Origin of the sequence: Shewanella decolorationis (assembly GCF_004354305.1) — a bacterium.
Lineage (GTDB): Bacteria > Pseudomonadota > Gammaproteobacteria > Enterobacterales > Shewanellaceae > Shewanella > Shewanella decolorationis.
In genome coordinates this window covers 1496234-1518067 of sequence record NZ_CP037898.1, presented here as the reverse complement: position 1 = coordinate 1518067, position 21834 = coordinate 1496234, and the positions used below count along the sequence as shown (strand labels likewise).

The following is a 21834-nucleotide window of genomic DNA, read 5'->3' as shown; positions in this document are numbered from 1 at the left end:
GCTTATCATGGCTCAATTTTTTACAATAAAAATTGATCTTAACCAAAGGCTTTTAAAATAATCCTAACTTGCGACGACAGGGCTTTTGTATACAATCTGCCATAAACAGGTCTTACCCTTAAGGTTAATTGATGAAACCCGATATGATGCTCGCCGGTATCCTCGCCAAAAAACATACTTTTACTCTGCCACTCAACTACCAACAACCAATTGGTGAGCAGATTACTGTGTTTGCGAGAGAACTTTGCGCCATTGAAAATAAAGATAAAAAACTACCTTATATCGTCTTTTTTCAGGGCGGCCCTGGCTTTGCTGCCATGCGTCCGGCCAGTAATAGCGGTTGGATCCGCCGTGCACTCAAAGAGTTTAGAGTTTTATTGCTCGACCAACGGGGGACAGGGCTTTCTAGCCCCATTAATTACCAAAGCCTCGGTCACTTAACGCCTGAACAACAGGCCGAATATTTAAGCCATTTTAGGGCCGATAATATCGTCCGTGATGCCGAGTCAATTCGTGCCCAGCTCTGCCCCGCCGACAAGTGGGCGATTCTAGGTCAAAGCTTCGGTGGTTTCTGCGTGCTGCATTATCTAAGTGCAGCGCCTCAGGGCGTGAGTGAAGCCTATATCACCGGCGGCATTCCTTCCCTCACGCGCAGCAGTGATGAAGTCTATCAGGCCACCTATCAGCGCGTGCTCGCCAAGAATAAGGACTTCTTCCAGCGCTTCCACGATGCGCAGCATCTCGTGACTCGCCTCGCCAAACATTTACTCGAGCACCCAGTGCAGTTAGCCACGGGCGAGCGCCTCACGGTTGAGATGCTGCAACTGCTCGGCATTAACTTAGGCATGGAGCAAGGCCCAGAGTCGGTTTACTATTTGCTTGAACAGGCGCTGATACATTCCCCCCAAGGTGATTATGTCAACCCGCTGTTTTTAAATCATTTCTGTCAATTACTCGACTACAACACCAACCCAATTTTCGCCCTGTTACATGAAGCGATCTACTGCCAACACAGTGCGTCACAGTGGTCTGCCCATAGGGTGCGTGAGCAGTATCCGGTCTTTAACTATCAAATCGGTAAGCCTTTCCTGTTTACTGGCGAGATGATTTATCCTTGGATGTTTGAACAATTTAGCCATTTAGCCCCACTCCAAGCTGCGGCCAATCTCCTTGCCCATAAGACGGACTGGCCAGCGTTATATAATCTTGAGCAGCTCAGCCAGAACCGCGTCCCAGTTGCGGCCGCGATTTATAGCGAAGATATGTATGTCGAGATGGACTACAGCCTAGAAACAGCCAAACAAATAGCGCATCTAAAGTATTGGTTAACTTCGGAATATGAGCATAATGGCATTCGAATGGATGGCGAGCGGATCTTAGATAAGCTCATCAGTCTCAACCGCGGTGACAGCTTAAGATAAATGTTAATTTTAAGGGTTAATTAAGTAAAAGCTGTCATTGTGTGCAGGCTCCTCATCCAATTGAGTGATTTTGGCTACAACGTTCAACGACCTATTTTCCGTGAGAGTAATCCGTATTGGGTTACTCTTTTTTTTGCCAAAAAAAATGCACTCAACCGGGTTGAGTGCGTGACAAAGATAGTCAAAAAATACAGGGGAGCGAGTGTTTAACGGAGATCAAACTAACGTTTCATCTGAGGGTAAGTAAATTCATGGCATTGATTGCAATAGACTTTACTTTCTTTGTGTTCCTGATGACAGTAAGTACATGGCAGATCAGTACCATAGTGCAGACTGTTATGGGGATTTGGCTCAACCGAATGGCCCGCATCCGCAGGGCGCTCAGTCAGCTTAGCGACCTCCTCGGGCGAACCATGGCAACTACTGCAAGTCGCAGCATCGGGAACGGTTTTACGTTTTGCGTCACCGTGGCATGCCGCGCAATCGACTTTACCATCGGTTCCAGTCATCACCTCTTTATGGTAGTCCTTGATATTCAATGCATTAGCGGCCATTGGCGTTGCCAGCATGACACCGAGTAATAGAATAAATACGGGTTTTAACATCAGAGTCTTCCTAGGCGGGGCATCACGCCCCGTATCGTAGATTAATAGTTTGCAATAAAGTCAGTTGACGCTTGGATATCAGGGGTAAACGGACGGTCCTTGGCGACAAAAGGCACTTTTTCACGGTAGGCCTTGTACATGGCTTGCGTGGCCTTGCCCAGTTGCAGATCAGGTTGAGCTTGCTTACGTAAATCAATCGCTTGAGTTGAGTGCAGCAGTTCTAAACCATAGATGACTCGGGTGTTATCCACGATTTGGATCAGGTTATCCGACGCCAACTTAAGGTTAGTGAAGGTATCTTCAATCCCGCCGGCGATAGAGATCCCATCGAAGGATACAGGCGTGGCTAACTGCTTGTTACGCACTTGCATATCCACAAAGGCTTTTTGAATCGCACCGAAGGCATGGCCTTGATTCTCCGGCGCACTTAGGAAGCGCGTCAGCTTAGTAAAGTGATCATCGGACAGATGAATAGTGCGCATCACACTGTTGTGGGACACATGGGTCAGGGCGACACTCAGGTTTTGCACCGCGAGCGCTACCGGCAGCGGCTCGAAGTTAGTGGTTGGGAACACACCGCCCTGTCCTTCAACCATATATTTAGCCACTTGTGGGAACTCGGCATACTGGTTCGACGCACCCACAATCACGGCTGGGTTATCGTCCGAATGGTTGATTTGGATATTGATCACTTCATCCAATGAAGCTAGGGCCTGCTCGGCGCCAGCAAAGGTGTAAGCCGTGGTTCTAAAACTTAACGGATCCTGTAATGGACGCTCATCGTTAAGCTGCCATAAATAGCTGCCATCGAGCTGCTTGAGAATGTCACTGGTGGCCGATTTAATGTAAGGGAACGGGCGGATATCATTGGTCTGCGGCAAGAATGGCGCCACGTTACCGTTTAAGCCTTCCAAGCTTAAGCCAAAGACGGTGGGCGATACCGACAATAATTGCTTCGCCTCACGGTAACCTTGCATCGCATACGCCACTGCAAAGGCGTTGTTAGATAAAATCGACAATGCATCTTTACCCATTGGGACTAATGGCGTAATGCCCGCATCAGCCATCGCCTCTTTACTGCTCACACGCTGACCTTTGTAGAATACTTCCCATTCGCCAACCATGGCTAAACCAACATGGGATGACAGCAGAATATCCGCTTCACCGACTGTGCCCTTAGCAGGGATCACAGGGGTCAGTCCCTTGTTAAGATAGGCTTCATAAAGCTCGGCCACCACAGGTTGAACACCAGTTTGCCCGGCTAGAATAGTATTTAACCGCACGGCTAATGCTAAGCGTGTTAAGCGGATGGGCGCAGCTTCACCCACACCCGCACTGTGAGCCCGAAAGGTACTAAAGTTAAAACTTCTGGAAGCATCGAGCACCGAATCACTCAGCTTGCCGTTAGCATCGAACAGCTTGTGGTCTTTGTTTAGCCCAACACCTACGGTTAAGCCATACACAGGTTTGCCCAGACGCGCTGCTTCCATCAATAGCGCGTGTGCTTTCACGAGTTGGGTCTTGGACTGCGGAGCAATCTTCACTTTTGCACCATCGGCAATTGCCCAGGCTTGGTCTTGAGTTAAATGTTTACCGTCGAGTACCACTTGCTCCATCGCGAGCGCGCTGCCAGAAAGTAAACTCAAGGTAAGTGAGGCCATCAACATGGATTTATTCATTATCATTCTCCAACATTTTGTTATTTTTAATAAAATCTAAACTTGCTTTAGCGTCACAGCACTCGCCGCAGCGCAGTTTCGACCAGCATTACGCCCAGTGACTACTCCTTCAGCCACGGCACAGGCACCTAAACGGCTGGCACCATGGATACCGCCCGTGGCCTCGCCTGCGGCATATAACCCGGGAATGGCTTTATTGCTGACCAAATGCAGCACTTCGGATTGGGTATTTACCTTCACGCCGCCCATGCAGTAATGCACCTTCGGCCACATGCGCACCGCATACCAAGGCCCTTTGTCGAGCACTATTGCCTCCTGCATGGGGCGGTCGAACTCTTTATCGATGCCTGTCTTCACCGCTTCGTTCCAACGCGCAACCTGCGCCTTTAATGCCTTGCCCGGCATGCCGTAAATAGCGGCCAGTTCGTCTAAGGTTTCGGCCTTGCTGATGACCTTGTATTTCAGGCCCCAATCTAAGGTCTGTGCCTTGCTGGCACCGGCAGCATTAGTAAAACCAATGGGATAGACAGGTTGCCCTTTTTCATCTCGTCTGGTCATAATGGCGTCGGCACGGGCTTTACGGTCGGCTAATTCATTGAAGAAACGCTCACCTGTGCGCACATCCACAACAATGCCGTGGGGATAGGTAGCGATAGTGTTGAACTGGGAAGCCGTGCCAAATCCCTTCTCGTCGGGGGATGCCCATGGGCCAAGCTGAATTTGGTCTAAATGAATGGGATTGGCCCCAATAAGCATCATCTGCTTGAGCGCCTCAGAAGTGGCACCTGCATGGTTGGTTGAATCTAAATCACTATTTAACTCAGGTAATTGCATCATGCGGTATTCAATATCGCGACCAAAACCGCCAGTCGCCATAATCACGCCACGGCGCGCGCCGATACGACGTATTTTACCCGTGCGCTCATTGGGAAAATAAAAACCTTCGCGAACTTCGACACCGATCACCCGTCCGGCCTCATCTTGTACAAAGCCTTCGAGCTTGGTCTGATTTTTCATGGTGACGCCCTTGTCACGGGCGGCTTTAATTAGGGGGCGAATAATGCCAGCGCCTGAACTTTCAACGGTTTGCAGCACTCGCTGTACCGAGTGGCCGCCAAAGTGCTGAACAAACGGCTTCCAGTTCACGCCGTAATCGATCAGCCACTGGCAGGATTCAGCTGTGCCGTTACATACCAGTTTGAGCATTTCCACATCGTTCATGCCGCGACCAGCCCGCAGCATGTCCGCCACCATGGCATCTACCGAATCTTCAATCCCTGCCTGCTTCTGTAGGGCTGACCCCGCGACCGCCATCGCGCCGCCGTTGATGGTCGAGTTGCCACCAAACACGGGCATCTTATCGATAACCATCACGCTCACGCCGGCTTCTCTGGCCTGCAACGCTGCAGACATGCCCGCAAAACCACTGCCTACCACGAGCACATCTACAATTTCATCGAAGTTAATAGGAGCCGAGTCACAGCTAGCAGCGGTAGGCAACGCAATACTCGCCCCGAACCCTGCGGCCATGACCATACCGCCCTTTAATAATTGTCGACGCCCCGAATTAATACCTTGGGTTTTACTCATGCTGATTTCCTTCAATAATCACTGGAACTTGTCAGCGTGAAAGTGCAGATGCTGTGCCAAGCACCTAAAAAGAGGTATTTAAGCGGGGAACTTTGATTGCAGGCACAAAATCACGAAATATAAAGATCTACAATCACGATACTTAGTGATTAACTTGAAATATCAATGGAAAAACACTTTTATTACGAATCAACCCTAAGACTCTGTAGTAGTCTGCAACTGGAGAAATCCCTACAGAGTTACTTTGAGTTTATTCGGGATGAACTGCCTATTGATGGGCTATTTGTGAATATTTTTCGCAAACAATTTAATGATATACAGTTTATCGCCCATGTAGATAACACCCATTGCTGTACGCTCGATAAGCGCGTCCAAATTCCTGAGAAGATGGCGCAATACTTAGAAGATCCCGAGCGACCAAGGGTTAGAATTGTTAACGATATTGAGCATGATCCTGTTACTGCATTAGTCGCACCGCAAGTGATTAAAGATATTCGGTCACTGATTATCTTGCGGATGTCGATAGAAAATACCCATCTTGGGATAGTCGGTTTTTATGCCAAAACCACTGGAGTATTTAGGCCCCGCCATGCGGACTTAATCGCACCGCATATGCAAAACCTCGCGCTGATCACGGCGCTGAATTTAAGGGATCGCAACTTACTCAAAGAGAATGAAGCGCTCTCAAAACAAAACGTGAGTCTACGCCGCACCTTAGATGTTCAAAATGGCGTGGTTGGCGCTAATTCTGGCCTGAAACAGGTAATGCAACAGGTGCAATCCATCGCCAAAATCAACACCACAGTGTTAATGCTTGGGGAAACGGGCTGTGGCAAGGAAGTCATCGCCAACGCCATTCACGAATTATCGGAACGCTCGGGTAAGCCTTTTATCAAGGTAAACTGTGGCGCCATTCCTGATACCTTGATTGACTCCGAGCTTTTTGGTTATGAAAAAGGCGCATTTACTGGCGCCGATTCACGCAAAATTGGCTACTTCGAGCAGGCCAACGGCGGCACGATTTTCTTAGATGAGATAGGGGAATTGCCGCTTTCGGCCCAAGTTAGGTTACTCAGGGTACTGCAAAATAGTTGTATCACCCGCGTTGGCGGCCACGATGCGGTGCAACTCGATATTCGTATTGTGGCCGCAACCCACAGAAACCTTCAGGCCATGGTGCACAGAGAAGTGTTTAGGGAGGATCTCTGGTATCGGCTGGCGATTTTCCCCATCGAAATCCCATCACTCAGACAAAGACGCACAGATATACCTCTGCTGGTACAACATTTTATCGAGCAGCTCAGTGCCAAATTCAATTTACCGCAGCTGCCAAGAATCACCCCAGAACAACTGAATATTCTCAACCAATATGGCTGGCCTGGGAATGTGCGCGAACTCATTAATGTGCTCGAGCGCGCCATCATTCAGCACCCTGCAGGGCCGCTGGATTTTAGTTTTCTGGCGCCACAAAGCCTCGAAGCCGTGAAAACCCCATCCAATCAAACCGTGATTATTGATCCAAGTCATGCCAGCGATAAGCTGGTACCGCTAGAGGTGATGACCAAAAAATATATCAGCCATGCCCTAAGGATCACAGGAGGTAAACTCTATGGCCCAGGCGGCGCCGCGGAATTGCTGGATATCAATGCCAATACCCTACGCAGTAAAATGAAGAAGTTAGGGATTGTGTAATGCATAGTGTAATACATTGATAAGAAATGGATAGTTATGAAAAAGGCCACAATATGTGGCCTTTGATTTATGTTGCCGAGTTAGTGGGTCAATTAGAAGAAATAACGAATACCAACGGCATAGTTGTTATCCTGCAGATCTTCGTAGGCTTTATCGTCCATATCGCTGAAATCGATTTTGGCTTCGGCATACATAATAGTGTCGCGGCTATAGCGATAATGCAGGCCTAGTACGGCAAATTGACGGGTCCATTTACCTTGGATGACGGTGTTTTCATCGGTGTCCAAATCTTGGTAAGTCAGCAATAAGCTAGGTACGAATCCGTTATCGTAGTGGTAAGCGACGATAAATTCGGCGCCAGTTGAGTCGTAAAGATCGCCACCGACTAACTCGTTTTGCTCACTCTTATGGGCGTTAAAACCAACATATAGGCCGTCGGCATCACGACCCGGCGCATATTGGTAGAAGCTGCCGTATTGGGCGCCGATACCGATGATTTGATTGGTATTATCGACGTCTTTACCCGCAAGATTGCCGGTGAAGTCACCACGGTTAAAGCCCGCTAACACCTTAAATTTATCGGTGAAGTAGTAAGTGGCACTCGCCCCATAGCTAGGATCGAAGCTCAGCTCAGAACCATCGTTTAAGGCGTTGCCTAAATTGTCATAAAGCGCCACATCGCTATTTTGCTTAGAAGCGTATTGCACCGCGATATGCAGATTGCCAAAGGTATTACGGTATTGCAGCGCCGCATCCGCACGCCCCGCGCCGGTGAGGCCGCCATCGCCGAAGGTATAAGCACCGACAGACCAACCGGTAAAGGCATTGAGTACGTCAGTGGTGTAAGCCACATCGTAATAAGCCCCCCACTGCTTACCAAAGGTGAGCGAACCCCATTTGTCGTGCGACATGCCGACATAACCTAAACGATTAAAGAGAAAATCTGAGGTTTTTGAAGCCGATAACTGACCGCCACCTTGACCTTGGGTATAGATCAGACCATCGTCACTGGTGACCATGTTAATGCCCCATTCGGTATGGGCAAAGGAGCGCCAGCCGTTTTTCTCTTGGCGGTCGAAACGAAATCCCACGCGGGAAAAGTTATCAATTACTGAGGTTTCGTGGCCATCGTTTAACGCCGCAAAGCCTAGCCAACCCATCATATTGACGCTATTGGTTTGATCGTTATACAGCTCGACCGCTTGAGTTGTACCAGTGAGCAGCACCGCAGGGATCATCACTGCAAGCAATTTCTTTTTCATATCATCTACACCTATTCATTCAGCTAAATCATAAATAATCTTATGATTTAATTGGTTTATTATATTCTCCAGCCAAGACAAAGCAGTTAGCATGCCACGGGGCGGAAAAGCTGAGTTTCAAGGTGTTTTTTAGAAGTGGATCCGCCAATCACGAAATATCGTGATTGGCGGTAATTAAATATCGCGGAATAAATTAAATATCGTTACCAAATCCCGTGGGTTAGCGACAGTTTGATCACATATGTGTCATCAGGCTTGGGCGACCGCTTTGCTCGTTCGCCGTCTAGGCGCAGTCGGTTTAGCGGTTGTGGAGGTGGTAGATGCTGCGGCTGAATTGCTAGCATTCCCTTTTTTAGCGCCAGTACGGGCTTTTTTCCCGCCAGCAGCGCCTCTGGCTCCCGCTTTTCGATAACCGGACTTTTTAGTCGCGGCACGCTTAAAGCCCTGCCCCTTTAAGCCATTGAGGGCTGAGGGTAATTGAGCACCCGCATTTTCGATTAAGTTTTTTAGCGTCCCCAGCAGTGGCTGCATAAATCCTTGATAAGAAATTTCTTTATGGCAGATACCGTTCAGACTTGCCTCCCACAGCGCCGTCATATCGGGCGTCGTGGCGCTAAGGGGTAAGCTATTGATTAAGCCCTTGCCCACCTCCGTTGCCACAATCGACTTGCCCTGACGCTGAATAAAGCCTCGCTTAAACAGCAGTTCAATAATGCCTGCGCGAGTCGCTTCCGTACCTAAGCCATCGGTTTCCTTTAAAATTTTGCGGATCTCGGGATCAGTCACATAACGGTTAATCCCCGTCATGGCGCTCAGCAAGGTCGCATCGGTAAAGGCCTTGGGTGGTTGTGTTTGCTTCTCGACTAATTCACCTTGGTGACAATGAAGCACTTGCCCTAAGGTAAGCGGCGGTAGCTGACCAACATATTCTCCTTCCTCTGTGTCATTGTCGCCTTGCACAAAACTCGCTGTGGATGATGCGTCTTTTCGTTCGTTCTCTTCTCTGGCAAACAGCTGTTTCCAACCGAGGGACTTATCCTGTTTTGCCTTAGTTTTAAAAAGACCACCTTCGATCGTCACCTCGACCGTGGTTTCACTGTAGCAATAGGCAGGATAAAACTGCGCCAAATACTGACGAGCAATATGCAGATAAAGCTGTCTTTCCCGCTGGCTTAAGCCAACTAAATTAGGCTGTTTTTCCGTTGGTATAATGGCATGGTGGGCATCGACTTTTTTATCATCCCACGCCTTAGATTTAAGCCGAGGATTCGGCGCCTCAGCCTGTGCGACTAACTCGGGCGCACCGCCTGTAATGGCCGCTAATACCCCGCTTGCAAGCCCATGCTGCTCTGTGGGCAAATAACGGCTGTCTGAGCGTGGATAGGTGATTAGCTTATGGCGCTCGTATAAACTCTGGCAGGTATCGAGCACGTCCTTCGCGCTCATACCAAAGCGCTTGGCCGCATCGATTTGCAGCGCTGATAAACTGTAGGGCAAAGGCGGATTCTGCTGCTTATCCTTAGTGCTTAACTGGGTCACTTCGGCGGGTTTATCGGTGATCCGGCGCACCACATTTTGCGCTAAGCCCTTAGCGAGCACGCGCCCTTCCTCATCCATATAGGGTAAGCAGGCTTCACTGGGTTGCCACTTCGCCGTGAAAGCCTGATCTTTGTCCGTCACTAAGTGGGCCAGAACCTCATAAAAAGGCTTAGATTGAAAGTTCGCGATTTCCTCATCGCGGCGCACAATAAGTCCAAGGAGCGGGGTCTGTACTCGACCGACTGATAGCACGCCCTGATAGCCAACCTTTTTCCCTTGGATGGTGTAGGCCCGCGTCATATTCATGCCATAGAGCCAATCGGCGCGGCTTCGGGCAAGTGCCGAAGTCGACAAAGGAATAAACTCACGGTTACTGCGAAGTTGCGACAAGGCACGTTTCACCGCCTGCGGATTTAAGTCGCTGATAAGGAGTCGCTGCGTTTGTTGTAATTTATCGCCCGTCACGCCCAAATAGGCGATCACTTCATCAACCAACAACTGCCCTTCGCGGTCGGGATCGCCCGCATTCACTAAGGTATCGGCCTGTTTCACCAGCTTTTTAAGCACTGCGAGTTGGCTGCGGGTCGCGGCCTTAGGTTTAAGCAACCACTTCTCAGGCACAATGGGTAAATGCTCAAATTTCCACGATTTAAACTCTGGATTATAGGCATCGGGTTCTGCCTGTTCGAGCAAGTGCCCCACACACCAAGACACACAGTTACCGTTTGCGTCTTCAATAAACCCGTCACCTTTTTTGTGGGGTTTAGGCAGCACATCGGCAATTGCACGCCCAAGGCTTGGTTTTTCAGCAATATAGAGGATCATATCTACATTAAACACTGGATATAATTACAGTGTAATTTAGCCCAAAGCGGACAAGAGTGCAAACCGCCATTTAACCTAGAGGGTCGATTGAACACGATGAATGGCGATGGAACACTAAAGCTGTGTAAATTTAGTTGAGAACAATTCTCATCTAAAACTAAAATCCCTCGTATCCGTTACAAGGAATTGAGAACAAGAGATGAATACACTGACCTTGCCCTGTCATGCGAAACCCGCCTTTAAACCAGCGCTAGTATTAAGATTCAATCAATTAATGCTCTTTCATAGCTTATTGTTATTGGCGTTAAGTCTACTTTGTGAAATGGGGCTAAAAAGCTTGGGGCTTGAGGCGCCTTTCCTCTCTTGGGCTTTTATCCTGTTTCTACCTGTGGCGGTGAGCCTGTCTTTGCTATTAAAACATCGCGTTAGCCGCCGCAGTCTGGCATGGCTTTTTGGACTATGGATGCTGCTATGGCTGGTAATTTAAGCCAAGTTTACTTTGCCTTGCACGAATACCGTCCCCGCTATCCACTTTGGCTGAGTTAATAGTCTCGATCAATTCGCCTTATCTCCCCGCTTTTCTCAATGATTCAAGTTGCTAGATTATGAATCTCAATACTGCAGAGATAACACGCTGCAAAATAAAGCTCCTCAGTAACCACACCAAATAAAGAACGTTAAATTATCAATTATTTAACAACTTTAGCTATGAAGCGGCTTAAAAAGCCGTTATGTTGAAGCTCTTAGACGTGCGCACACGTCTTAACCTTAGGCCAAAGTGGCCATTTGGTACCCAAACTTACAAGCAAATTTCTTAAAAACTCTGCAAAAACAACAGAATATTGGAGTTGAACTATATGAATGAGATTGTTAATGCGGTCAACAATATCGTTTGGAGCCCCGCACTCGTTTATCTTTGCCTCGGTGTAGGACTCTTTTTCTCCCTGCGCTCACGTTTCCTACAGTTACGCCATTTACCCGAAATGATCCGTCTAATGTTTGATGGCAAAAGCACTGATGCTGGCGTGTCTTCCTTCCAGGCTTTAGCCATGACCTTAGCGGGTCGTGTGGGAACCGGTAACATTGCTGGTGTCGCCACTGCGATTACCTTCGGCGGTCCGGGTGCATTGTTTTGGATGTGGATGGTGGCGTTTCTGGGCGCCAGCTCCGCATTCGTTGAATCCACCTTAGGACAAGTCTACAAAGAAAAAATCAACGGTGAATACCGCGGCGGCCCCGCCTTTTATATTGAAAAAGGCTTAGGCATGAAGTGGTACGCTTGGACATTTGCCATTGCGACTATTTTTGCCTGCGGGATTTTACTGCCTGGCGTGCAAGCTAACTCCATAGGTTCTAGCCTAAAAACCGCCTTCGATATCGATCCTAACGTCACAGCAGCCATTCTTGCGATGCTATTAGGTTTCATTATTTTTGGTGGCGTAAAACGTATTGCCCACTTTGCCAGTACCGTAGTGCCCTTTATGGCACTGGGTTATATCATCGTCGCTTGCGTGATTATTGCCCTTAACATTGGCCAGCTGCCCGATATTATTATGTTGATCCTAAAAAGCGCCTTCGGACTCGATGCAGGCTTTGGTGCGATTCTCGGTCTTGCGATTATGTGGGGGGTAAAACGCGGTATTTACTCAAACGAAGCGGGCCAAGGTACTGGGCCGCACGCTTCTTCTGCCGCCGCAGTGAGTCATCCAGCTAAACAAGGTTTAGTGCAAGCCTTCTCAGTGTATGTTGATACCCTGTTTGTCTGTTCTGCCACCGGCTTTATGCTGCTGATCACGGGTTTGTATAATGTGCAAGGCCCTGATGGTGCCGCGCTTTATACCGGGATTGCGGGTGTCGCAGCAGGCCCAGGTTATGTGCAAACCGCGATGGAAAGCATGATGCCAGGCTTTGGTAATATGTTCGTTGCCGTTGCGCTGTTCTTCTTCGCCTTCACCACCATTGTGGCCTACTACTATATTGCCGAAACCAACATTGCCTATATCAATCGCAAGGCGAATCGTCCTTGGCTCACTGTGGTACTGAAAGTAGTGCTGATGGCCTCAACGGTCTATGGCACAGTGAAAACCGCCGATTTGGCCTGGGGCATGGGTGATATTGGTGTGGGACTGATGGCATGGCTAAACATTATCGCCATTATTCTGCTGCAACGCATCGCCTTTACTTGCCTGAAGGATTATGAGTCGCAACAAAAACAAGGGATTGAGCCGTTATTTGACCCTGAAAAACTCGGTATTCCCCATGCAGACTATTGGGTTGAACGCAAAAATGCGCAGGATGAACTCGCGCAGAGTCAAACGAGCGAGCCTCCAAAGCTCTCCTAAAGATTAAAGCTCCAAATAACAAAGCCAGTGACTTATCACTGGCTTTTTTGTTGCGCGTTATAAGGTGCACCCGCTTAACGCCAAGCACACACTCAACTCATCTTATGGATGGCAAACGTTGTGTAACTCTAAGTTAGTGCCAATGTCCTTATTACGGTCGGCTTTGGCATCGTCGTTACGTAACTGAGTTAAGTGGTCGAGGTAAGATTGGTCAACATCGTTAGTGATGTAGTGACCGTCGAACACTGAGGTTTCGAAACGTTTGATCTCTGGGTTTTCCATTCTCACCGCTTCAACCAGATCCGGCAGATTTTGGAAGATAATCCCATCGGCGCCAATCAGCTTAGCAATTTCATCGGCATCACGACCGTGGGCAATCAGTTCATTCGAGGTTGGCATATCGATACCGTAAACGTTCGGGAAACGGATCTCCGGTGCCGCCGAGGCAAAGTACACTTTCTTCGCACCCGCTTCACGCGCCATCTCAATGATTTGTTCTGACGTGGTACCACGAACGATAGAGTCATCGACTAACAGCACGTTCTTCCCCTTAAACTCAGTGTTGATGGCGTTGAGTTTACGGCGTACCGATTTTTTACGCTCCTGTTGACCAGGCATAATAAAGGTACGGCCGATATAACGGTTCTTCACAAAACCTTGGCGGTAAGGTAAGTCCATGCAACGGGCGATTTCTAATGCGATATCGCATGAGGTTTCAGGAATAGGGATCACCACGTCGATATCATGGTCGTACCATTCTTTTTTGATCTTTTCACCGAGCTTGGCACCCATGTTCACGCGACTGGCGTAAACAGAGACATTGTCGATAGTCGAATCTGGGCGCGCAAAATACACGAATTCGAAGATACAAGGTGAGTAGCTTGGCTCTTTGGCGCATTGGCGAGTATAAAGCTGACCATCGAGAGAGATATAAATCGCTTCGCCTGGCGCCACATCGCGCATCACTTCAAAACCCACGGCATCGAGCGCCACGCTCTCAGAGGCCACCATGTACTCAGTACCGGTTGGGGTTTCGTGCTTACCTAATACCAGTGGACGAATACCGAAAGGATCGCGAAATGCCACTAGACCTTGACCGATAATCATGGCCACAACCGCATAGGCGCCACGGGCTTGCTCGTGCACTTTAGCGATAGTGTCGAACACTTCGTCAGGCGTCAGCATTAAGCTTGTGGTTTTTTGCAGCTCATCGGCCAGCAGGTTTAATAATACTTCTGAGTCGGATGTGGTGTTCACATGGCGACGCTTTTTGATCAGGCCTTCTGCTAATTCAACCGTGTTGGTTAAGTTACCGTTATGGGCTAATGAAATCCCAAATGGCGAGTTAACATAGAAAGGCTGCGCTTCTGACGCGCTGGAACTGCCTGCAGTAGGATAACGTACGTGGCCAATACCTGCATTGCCCTGTAGGCGCTGCATGTGTTTGACTTCAAATACATCTTTGACCAGACCATTGGCTTTACGTAGTCTGAAAGCACCACGATCAACGGTCACAATACCTGCCGCATCCTGACCTCTGTGTTGAAGCACGGTCAGTGCGTCATAAATGGTCTGATTAACCGATGATTGGCCAACTATTCCGACGATACCACACATGGGTAAGCTTCCTCATTGTAAGATGTTCTATGCCCTTTCATGTTGAAATATAAGTAAAAGACGAAGTAAATCTCCAGCCATACGACTGAAGCGCTTCATCTCAGTGTTGAGTCCGTGGCCTTAGGCTTCGGACTCAACCTTACTTATCCTCCATCACTTAGGATAAATTTATTGTCTTTTTTATAGTTTGGGTACAAAGCTGGAGGTGTTTTCCAAATAGTGAAAGAACCATTGGATCACAACGCCAAATTCGGGCACTAGTACAGAGTCCTTCCACCATTGGGTGTTGGGTGAGCCTGTAAAAGCATCCATAAAAAACAGCAGCGCGCTGACGATCAGCGCGCCCCTAATGGCACCGAAACACAGACCTAAGAGTCTGTCAGTGCCAGATAATCCGGTTTTAACCACTAGTTGCCCAATGATGTAATTGATAAGGGCGCCGAGTATTAAGGTGGTGATAAAAAGAATAGCAATGGAGACCCCATTGCGTAGCACCTCATCGTTCATTTGCGTGAGATGAACGGCGAGGTCTTGATAAAATTGGCTGGCAACAAAGAAAGCCGCGAACCATACCACTAACGACATGGCTTCTTTGGCAAATCCGCGGATCAGACTGATAAGAGTCGATAACCCGATAACGAAGATGATAGCGTAATCAATCCAAACCATTGAGATGGCTTTCCAGCATAGGCTTTAAGACGGCGCGATTCTACCAGAGACTGAAACGATTCTCACCCCTAGCGAGGTAAATAAATTATTTCAGCCCCTGCTGAATGGCATTAAGATTCCAAGGGATTAAAAGGCACAATTCGGCCTTTCAAACGGGTTAGAGTTTCAATTTCTTCCTGCATTTTCTTCAGCTTAGCTTCGGAAACGTCGGGCCCCACAAACACTTTCGTCAATACGCCATCCTTAGGCGTGTCTGGAATTGTGTACGCCTTGTAACCACTTTTACGTAACTGCGCCACCAGCGCTTTTACGTTGGCGGCATTGCTAAATGCGCCTAGTTGCAGCGTAAGCCCTGGTTTTAATGAATCGCGGCTGACCACTTTAATGCCATCGTCTTTGGCAGGTTTTGCAGATTCTGTTTTCGCGGTTTCGGCTTTCGGTTTGTCCGTTTTCGCGACTACGGTTGTCTTGGGTTCTGGCTTTTTGGTCTCTGTTTTAGTGGGAGCAGGCTTTGGCGTCTCTTTCTTCGGTTCGGCCTTAGCGGTCTCGGTTTTCACCGGCGCTTTCACCTCAGGCTTAGTTTCCGCTTTTGCCGTCTGTGGTTTGGCGGTCTCTTTCACCGCTTCTGATTTAGGCTCCACTTTTGCCGCAGACGTGTCTTTGACATCAGTATTGACCGCCTGCGCTAACGCAGCCTCATCATTAGGAGAGGACTCTTCGGGTAAGGCACCTTCGCCATCCACATCTTGGGTGGACAACACCTCAAACATATCATCGGCGTTTTGCTGCGCTATTGCGGCAGGACGCAGGGGAATTTCGGCAAATTGTTCCTCTTGACGATCCTTCTTGCCATCTAAAATATCCGGCAGAAAAATCACCCCGAGGGCGACCAGCACCACAGTGCCGACTAATCGATTATGAAACTGGCTAGACAAAACGGTTATCCTGCTTAAAGAGAGACTTAAAACCTGCCACAGTGTAAAAGGAGCCAAACACAATTACCACATCATCGGGCTGAATTTGCGCTTTTAATGCCGTCCATGCCGCGGCGATATCGTCAAACTCATGGGCCTTAGTGTCTTGCGCTAAGGTTTGGCGCAGCAGGCTTGCATTTGCGCCGCGCTCCCCCTGTAAACTCACTAAGTACCAAGTATCGATTAAGGGCGAAACCACAGGCAATACGCCTGCAATGTCCTTATCCTTTAGCATGCCACACAGGGCAAACACTCGCTTCCCCGTCACCATAGGCGTGAGCTGCTTGGCTAAAAACCGCGCCGCATGGGGATTGTGCGCCACATCGAGTAAAATCAGCGGCTGCTCGTTAACTTGTTCTAAACGCCCCGTTAAGCGCGCGCTGCTGATGCCTTTGGCTATGATATCGGCAGCAATATGCGGCCAGCCATGCTCAACAATCGCAATCACAGTCGCGGCGTTGGGTAATGGCAGTGTTGGCAAACTCAGCTGCTTGAGGGTGAATACTTGGCCTTGGTAATCCCACGTCTGGCCATCTTGCTGGTAACTAAACTCCTCGCCCACACGATAGAGCTTGGCGCCGACATCTTGGGCGACATCATTGACCGTATGGGGTAAGTTCGGCTCGCCGACAATCGCAGGGCGACCTTGACGAAAAATGCCTGCCTTTTCACGGCCGACCAGCTCGCGGGTATTGCCCAAATAGGCCTCGTGATCTAAATCGACGGACGTCACCACGCTGATATCGGCATCAATCATGTTGGTGGCATCCAAACGGCCGCCAAGACCGACTTCTAAGATCACCACATCCAACTTGGCCGCTTTAAACAGGATTAAGCCTGCTAAAGTGGCATATTCGAAGAAGGTCAGCGAAATCTCGCCGCGCGCCGCCTCAATCTGTTCAAAGGCCGTAACAAAGGCTTCATCGCTGGCATCTTGACCGTTGATGCGCACCCTTTCGTTGTATTTGAGCATATGGGGCGAACTGTAGACGCCCACCGTCAGCCCAGATAAGCGCAGGATGTTCTCGAGCATGGCGCAGGTGGTGCCTTTGCCATTGGTGCCTCCTACAGTGACCACTTTGCTAGGCCCGAGGTCCAATAAATGCAGGCGCGCGGCGACCTTTGAAACCCGGGTTAATCCCATATCGATTTCGGTTGGGTGAATCGATAATAAATAATCTAGCCATTGTGCCAGTGGCGCATTCGCACTCGGCACAGTTAAAGATGTCTGTTCACTCGGGACTGTGGTCATCTGTTCTTTCCTTCCTTCGATACGCGCTTCACTTAACGGGCAAAGCAGCGATTAATCCAGCATAAACAATGGCCCTAAAGCCAACTTAGGCAGTTGATACAGCTCGGGATATGTCACATCGACTAAATAGAGTCCATTGGGTTTAGCGGTTGCCGCCGCTTGATTTCGATCTTTAAGGGCCAGTAAATCCGCCATCCAGGTCAGAGGCTGATTGCCTAGACCGATTTCCAGCAGGGAGCCGACAATGTTACGCACCATATGGTGCAAGAAGGCGTTAGCAGAAATATCGACAATCACATACATGCCCTGACGCGTCACTTTTACGCTGTGAACATTGCGAAATGGGGTTTTCGATTGACATTGAATAGCGCGAAAACTGGTAAAGTCCTGCTCACCGAGCAGCGCCTGCGCCGCAACATGCATTTTATCAGCGTCGATATCACCGTGGTAATGGCTCACGCCGTGACGCAGGATCCCGGGGCGGAAATTATGATTGTAAATCACATAGCGGTAACGTCTGGCCGTGGCCGAAAAGCGGGCATGGAAACTGTCATCTACCTCTTTTGCCCAACGAACGGCGATATTATCGGGCAAATTGGCATTCACCCCTAAGGTCCACGCGCCTTCGTTACGTATGGCATTAGTCTCGAAATGCACCACCTGCCCCGTTGCATGAACGCCGGCATCGGTTCTTCCGGCACAGAACAAACTAATGGGTTCGTTCGCCACCTTTGATAAGGCTTGTTCTAATTGCCCTTGTACTGAATCGACTTCGGCCTGACGCTGCCAACCGAAATAACCACTTCCGTCATATTCAATACCTAATGCAATCCGCATCCACACATCCTCACAGTTAATTTAGCGGCGCATTTTATCACAGCAGCCCATAAAAAAAACGGCGCTCTGCGCGCCGTTAGTGTGAAATCAAGCCCCTTAAGGATTAGCTCATCTCTTTAAGTAAACGGGCCGCTTCTTCTTGCTGACGCTCGTTACCGTCGATTTGGACTTCCCGTAGCAATGCTTTGGCACTGTCGCTGTCATCGATTTCGATGTAGGCACGGGCTAAATCGAGCTTGGCATTGACTGAGTTTTCCTCGTCGTCCACGTCGATCATGGCGGCATCGCCAATCAGCGCGCCGACATCGCTCATCTCAACATCCATTTCGGGATAAAGATCTGTCTCTGTGTTGTCCTGCTCGGCATCGTTAAGCAGTTTTTCGATATCGATATAACCATGCTCGTTTTGGAAGTTGGTTAAATCATGCTCTGGAACAAACTTCTTCGACTTGCGAGATTCCTGCGCATCGAGGGCGGCTAGGGCCTCATCAACGGTGAGCGTGTGTTCGTCATCGAGGGCAAAGCTATCCTCAGGGGTTAATATCTCTTCCTCAGTAAGCTCAGCCCCCCCGGTAAATGCGGCAAGCACGCTATCATCGCTTAAATCGACATCATCGGTATCGTCTTTTAAATCAAACTCGCGGCCTAAATCCAGCTCATCATTGAGCTCAAAGTCTGCAACAGAGTCTGTAGGTTTTAGCTCATCTACTGCAAACTCCAGCGGTTGACGTGTAGTGCCCTGCACAGGTACAGGATCTAAGGGTAAATCTGTTTCCGGTTTGACTGGCGTTTCCGCCTTAGGCGTAGGCGCAAAATTCAGTTCGGTATCCCAATCAAGCACATGGGGATCCTTACTCTTATTTGCCTTTAGGTCATTAAAGAAAGAGGACTCTTTCTCTTTAGCTTTTGCAGCTGCGGCTGACGCGACGGCGGCACCAGCAAGGGCGGGCGCGATATCATCGGTATCGGCATCAAAACCTGTAAACAGAGGTTCAGTTGCAGCCTCATCGGCGCTGTCTAGGTTTGCCGCAATCTCTTCGTTTAGCTCGAAGGTGTCATCCGTGCCATCAATGGCATGAGCGGCACCAATCCCCTTAAGTAAATCCTCTTCCTCAACTTTGGCTTCTGGTTCTGTGTGAGTAGTTTCTATGTCGAAGTTAAAATCATCAGCATCAGCTTCGCCTTGTTCTGGCACATCAAACTCGGCTAAGAGTGAGTCGAGATCGTCCTGCGCATTAGATAAATCTTCTGGCAGAGCTGACTCAAGCTCTGCAGCAATCTCATCATTGTCAGACGATACTTGCTCCGCAATGGTGTCTTCGTCAAAGACTTCTTGAGTATTAAAACCAGCTAACAACTGGTCCAAATCATCATCGCTCGCTGACTCGGTGTTGAGTTCATCCTCAAGTTCAGCTGCAATAGCTGCGGCAATCTCCGGATCATGGTCAACTGGTGCATCTAATCCCGCAAGTAATGTATCGATATCATCATCTGAATCGCTTATACCTATCTCATTCAAATCCGCATCTAATTCTGCTGCGATTTCATCACTCAAATCGGGAGCAGCTGGCGCAGGTTTATCAAAGTCCGCTAATAAGGCATCGATATCATCGGTTTGCTCAACCCCCAACTCGGCTAAATCACCGTCTAATTCAGCGGCAATCGCATCGCCAAGATCAGGCTCTTGGTTTTCGTCAATTTTGCTTTCGGCTAACAAAGCATCCAGATCGTCATCAATCTCTGACGAAATCCCAGTACTGGAGTCAGGTTGATTAAAGTCAGCAAGCAAGGCATCAATATCTGCATCTGCAGCAAGCTCATTATTTTCAAGCTCAGAATCTAACTCAGCGGCTATTGCTGCTGTGATATCGTCATCAATAGCTGTTGCATCGGCCTCTTGCTCAGCAGGCATGTCAAACCCAGCTAATTCATCAAGTGACGATTCCGTATTTTGTTGAGCAGTATCACTCGCCTCTTCTGTCCCTAGTCCAGCCAACAAGGCATCAAGATCTTCTTCCTCTAAGATATTGCCAGATTTAGGTTTTTCTTCGGCGACAGCCTCTTCCTGATCTCCCATAGCCTCAGCCCAGAGATCATCTAATGATTGGCCTTCTTCCTCTTCAAACTTAGGCTCTGGCTCATCACTGATACCAGGATCGATAAACATTTCAGAGGCAATATCCATCTGCTCATGGCTATCAGTCATTTCCTGCTCGGGTTGCAGATCAACACTGCCGACATCGAGTAAGCTGTCAATAGAATCGGCATGTTCGCCATCTAAATGCACAGCCATGTCGCCTAAATCGTCATCATCCATCGCCAGTACGGATGCCCCCGCTACGCCAGCCGCACCCGCAGCCACCATAGCAGCTTGCTGCACTTCTAACTCGCGACGCTCTTTATTGCGTTTACGGCGTAATAGCCAGAAGACGAGGATAAGTAGCAATAATGCAGGGATCACCGCCGCCGCAACGAGGAGCAGCGGATTACTCATCAAATTACGCCATAGATCATCAGGCTCTGCTGGCATGGCAGGCTCATCAGTCGTAGCTGCTTCTGGCGTTTGTGCAGCCTCGACCTCGGCTTTAAGGGCAAGGTTTTGCTTCTTGCTGGCCTGCAGGGTTTCTTCTAATACCGCAATCTGTTGATTTAATTCTTCGATCTTAGCTTTGAGCGTCTCAACATCGGTATTTCTCACCGCGAGTTGATCTTGCGCTCTAGCGAGCTCGTCGGTCAGGGATAAATTCTTGCTCTCCGCCGCTTCAAGACGCGCATTGATATCCGAGCTCACCATCTTAGGCACGGTTGGCGTTGGCGTTGCTTCGGTTTTAGCAACCTCAGTTTTCGCCGCCTCGGGTTTCACCTCTGCCTTAGGTGTTTCAACCTTAGGCTGTACAGCAACCTGAGCCGGTGCAGGCTTCGTTGCTGGTTTGGTTTCAGGCTTAGGTGCGGCTTTAGCCGCAGTACGAGCCTGCTTATCGCTGCGTTCGGCGCGGGCAATGGCCAGACTATTAGGAATGGCGAGCATCACTTCTTTCGAAGGGATCAGCAAAATCATGCCACGTTCTAGGCTGTTATAACTGTCGGAGTTAAACGCATGGGGGTTAGCATCAAATACTGCGGCCATCACTTGATAAACACTGACACTGGCATCGGGACGGACTTTTTGCGCAATGCTCCAGAAGGTGTCCTTAGAGGTCGTTGGCCCATATTGATGATTGACCTGACGGATCTGCCCGTCTGGACCCATGATTTTTAAAGGTTTTATTTTGGGAGTATCAGCAGCTATCGCAGGATCAATAAAAGAGGTCGTGGAAGAAACAGCTAAAACGGTGGCCATCAGGCCCACAAGATACGAAGTGCGAAATTTCATCAATCCTTCCCTTTGAAGCGCTATTTAAGTTATCTCGCTGATAACAGGCTTTAGGCAATTGTATTTATTGAGATTACTATAAACTAGAAATCCCAGCCCTGCTACTGTTCACAATTGTAAAACAAAAAAAGCCTGCTGGCAGCAGGCTTTTTCACTG

The 21834-nt window shown here is 48.9% G+C and carries 15 protein-coding genes; 4 read left to right on the top strand and 11 right to left on the bottom strand.

The window, feature by feature from the left end; all coding sequences use genetic code 11:
- The first annotated feature begins 131 nt into the window (after positions 1-131).
- The gene (locus tag EYR25_RS06805) at positions 132-1421 is read left to right on the top strand and encodes an alpha/beta fold hydrolase (RefSeq protein ID WP_023267720.1); all 1290 of its coding nucleotides are present in this window, start codon (positions 132-134) and stop codon (positions 1419-1421) included.
- A 221-nt stretch (positions 1422-1642) separates the two neighbouring features.
- On the opposite strand, the gene EYR25_RS06800 is transcribed toward EYR25_RS06805, so the two are convergent.
- From EYR25_RS06800 to EYR25_RS06790, 3 genes are read right to left on the bottom strand one after another with little or no spacing between them, the layout of a single operon-like run.
- The gene (locus EYR25_RS06800; RefSeq protein WP_133178938.1) at positions 1643-2026 is read right to left on the bottom strand and encodes a cytochrome c3 family protein; all 384 of its coding nucleotides are present in this window, start codon (positions 2024-2026) and stop codon (positions 1643-1645) included.
- 41 nt (positions 2027-2067) lie between these two features.
- Positions 2068-3705, bottom strand: a complete 1638-nt coding sequence (locus tag EYR25_RS06795; RefSeq protein WP_133178937.1) for an HAL/PAL/TAL family ammonia-lyase — start codon at positions 3703-3705, stop codon at positions 2068-2070.
- Positions 3706-3741: 36 nt separating this feature from the next.
- Positions 3742-5295: a flavocytochrome c gene (locus EYR25_RS06790; protein ID WP_133178936.1), complete on the bottom strand. Its 1554-nt coding sequence runs from the start codon at positions 5293-5295 to the stop codon at positions 3742-3744.
- 165 nt (positions 5296-5460) lie between these two features.
- On the opposite strand from EYR25_RS06790, the gene EYR25_RS06785 reads away from it, so the two are divergent.
- Positions 5461-6987 (top strand): sigma-54 interaction domain-containing protein, encoded by a 1527-nt coding sequence (locus tag EYR25_RS06785; protein ID WP_133178935.1) that lies wholly within the window; start codon positions 5461-5463, stop codon positions 6985-6987.
- A gap of 92 nt (positions 6988-7079) precedes the next feature.
- Here the strand turns inward: EYR25_RS06785 and EYR25_RS06780 are convergent, their stop codons facing one another.
- Both EYR25_RS06780 and EYR25_RS06775 read right to left on the bottom strand, forming a co-directional pair.
- Positions 7080-8249: a porin gene (locus EYR25_RS06780; protein WP_133178934.1), complete on the bottom strand. Its 1170-nt coding sequence runs from the start codon at positions 8247-8249 to the stop codon at positions 7080-7082.
- A gap of 249 nt (positions 8250-8498) precedes the next feature.
- The gene (locus EYR25_RS06775; protein ID WP_133182764.1) at positions 8499-10613 is read right to left on the bottom strand and encodes a DNA topoisomerase III; all 2115 of its coding nucleotides are present in this window, start codon (positions 10611-10613) and stop codon (positions 8499-8501) included.
- 199 nt (positions 10614-10812) lie between these two features.
- On the opposite strand from EYR25_RS06775, the gene EYR25_RS06770 reads away from it, so the two are divergent.
- Both EYR25_RS06770 and EYR25_RS06765 read left to right on the top strand, forming a co-directional pair.
- On the top strand, positions 10813-11100 hold the full coding sequence (locus tag EYR25_RS06770; protein ID WP_133178933.1) for a hypothetical protein: 288 nt from the start codon (positions 10813-10815) through the stop codon (positions 11098-11100).
- A 370-nt stretch (positions 11101-11470) separates the two neighbouring features.
- Complete coding sequence (locus EYR25_RS06765; protein ID WP_133178932.1) at positions 11471-12955, top strand: alanine/glycine:cation symporter family protein; 1485 nt, start codon at positions 11471-11473, stop codon at positions 12953-12955.
- A gap of 102 nt (positions 12956-13057) precedes the next feature.
- On the opposite strand, the gene purF is transcribed toward EYR25_RS06765, so the two are convergent.
- The 6 genes from purF to EYR25_RS06735 form a co-directional block, all read right to left on the bottom strand.
- Complete coding sequence (gene purF / locus EYR25_RS06760) at positions 13058-14572, bottom strand: amidophosphoribosyltransferase (protein ID WP_011716540.1); 1515 nt, start codon at positions 14570-14572, stop codon at positions 13058-13060.
- Positions 14573-14752: 180 nt separating this feature from the next.
- Positions 14753-15241, bottom strand: a complete 489-nt coding sequence (locus EYR25_RS06755) for a CvpA family protein (protein WP_023267711.1) — start codon at positions 15239-15241, stop codon at positions 14753-14755.
- A 110-nt stretch (positions 15242-15351) separates the two neighbouring features.
- The gene (locus EYR25_RS06750) at positions 15352-16176 is read right to left on the bottom strand and encodes an SPOR domain-containing protein (RefSeq protein ID WP_133178931.1); all 825 of its coding nucleotides are present in this window, start codon (positions 16174-16176) and stop codon (positions 15352-15354) included.
- On the bottom strand, positions 16169-17467 hold the full coding sequence (gene folC / locus EYR25_RS06745; protein ID WP_133178930.1) for a bifunctional tetrahydrofolate synthase/dihydrofolate synthase: 1299 nt from the start codon (positions 17465-17467) through the stop codon (positions 16169-16171). The genes EYR25_RS06750 and folC overlap by 8 nt, the downstream gene beginning before the upstream one ends.
- A gap of 51 nt (positions 17468-17518) precedes the next feature.
- Positions 17519-18304, bottom strand: coding sequence for a tRNA pseudouridine(38-40) synthase TruA (truA, locus tag EYR25_RS06740; protein ID WP_133178929.1), 786 nt, complete (start codon positions 18302-18304; stop codon positions 17519-17521).
- Between the two features lie 103 nt (positions 18305-18407).
- Positions 18408-21677, bottom strand: a complete 3270-nt coding sequence (locus EYR25_RS06735) for a FimV/HubP family polar landmark protein (RefSeq protein WP_133178928.1) — start codon at positions 21675-21677, stop codon at positions 18408-18410.
- Positions 21678-21834 lie beyond the last annotated feature (157 nt).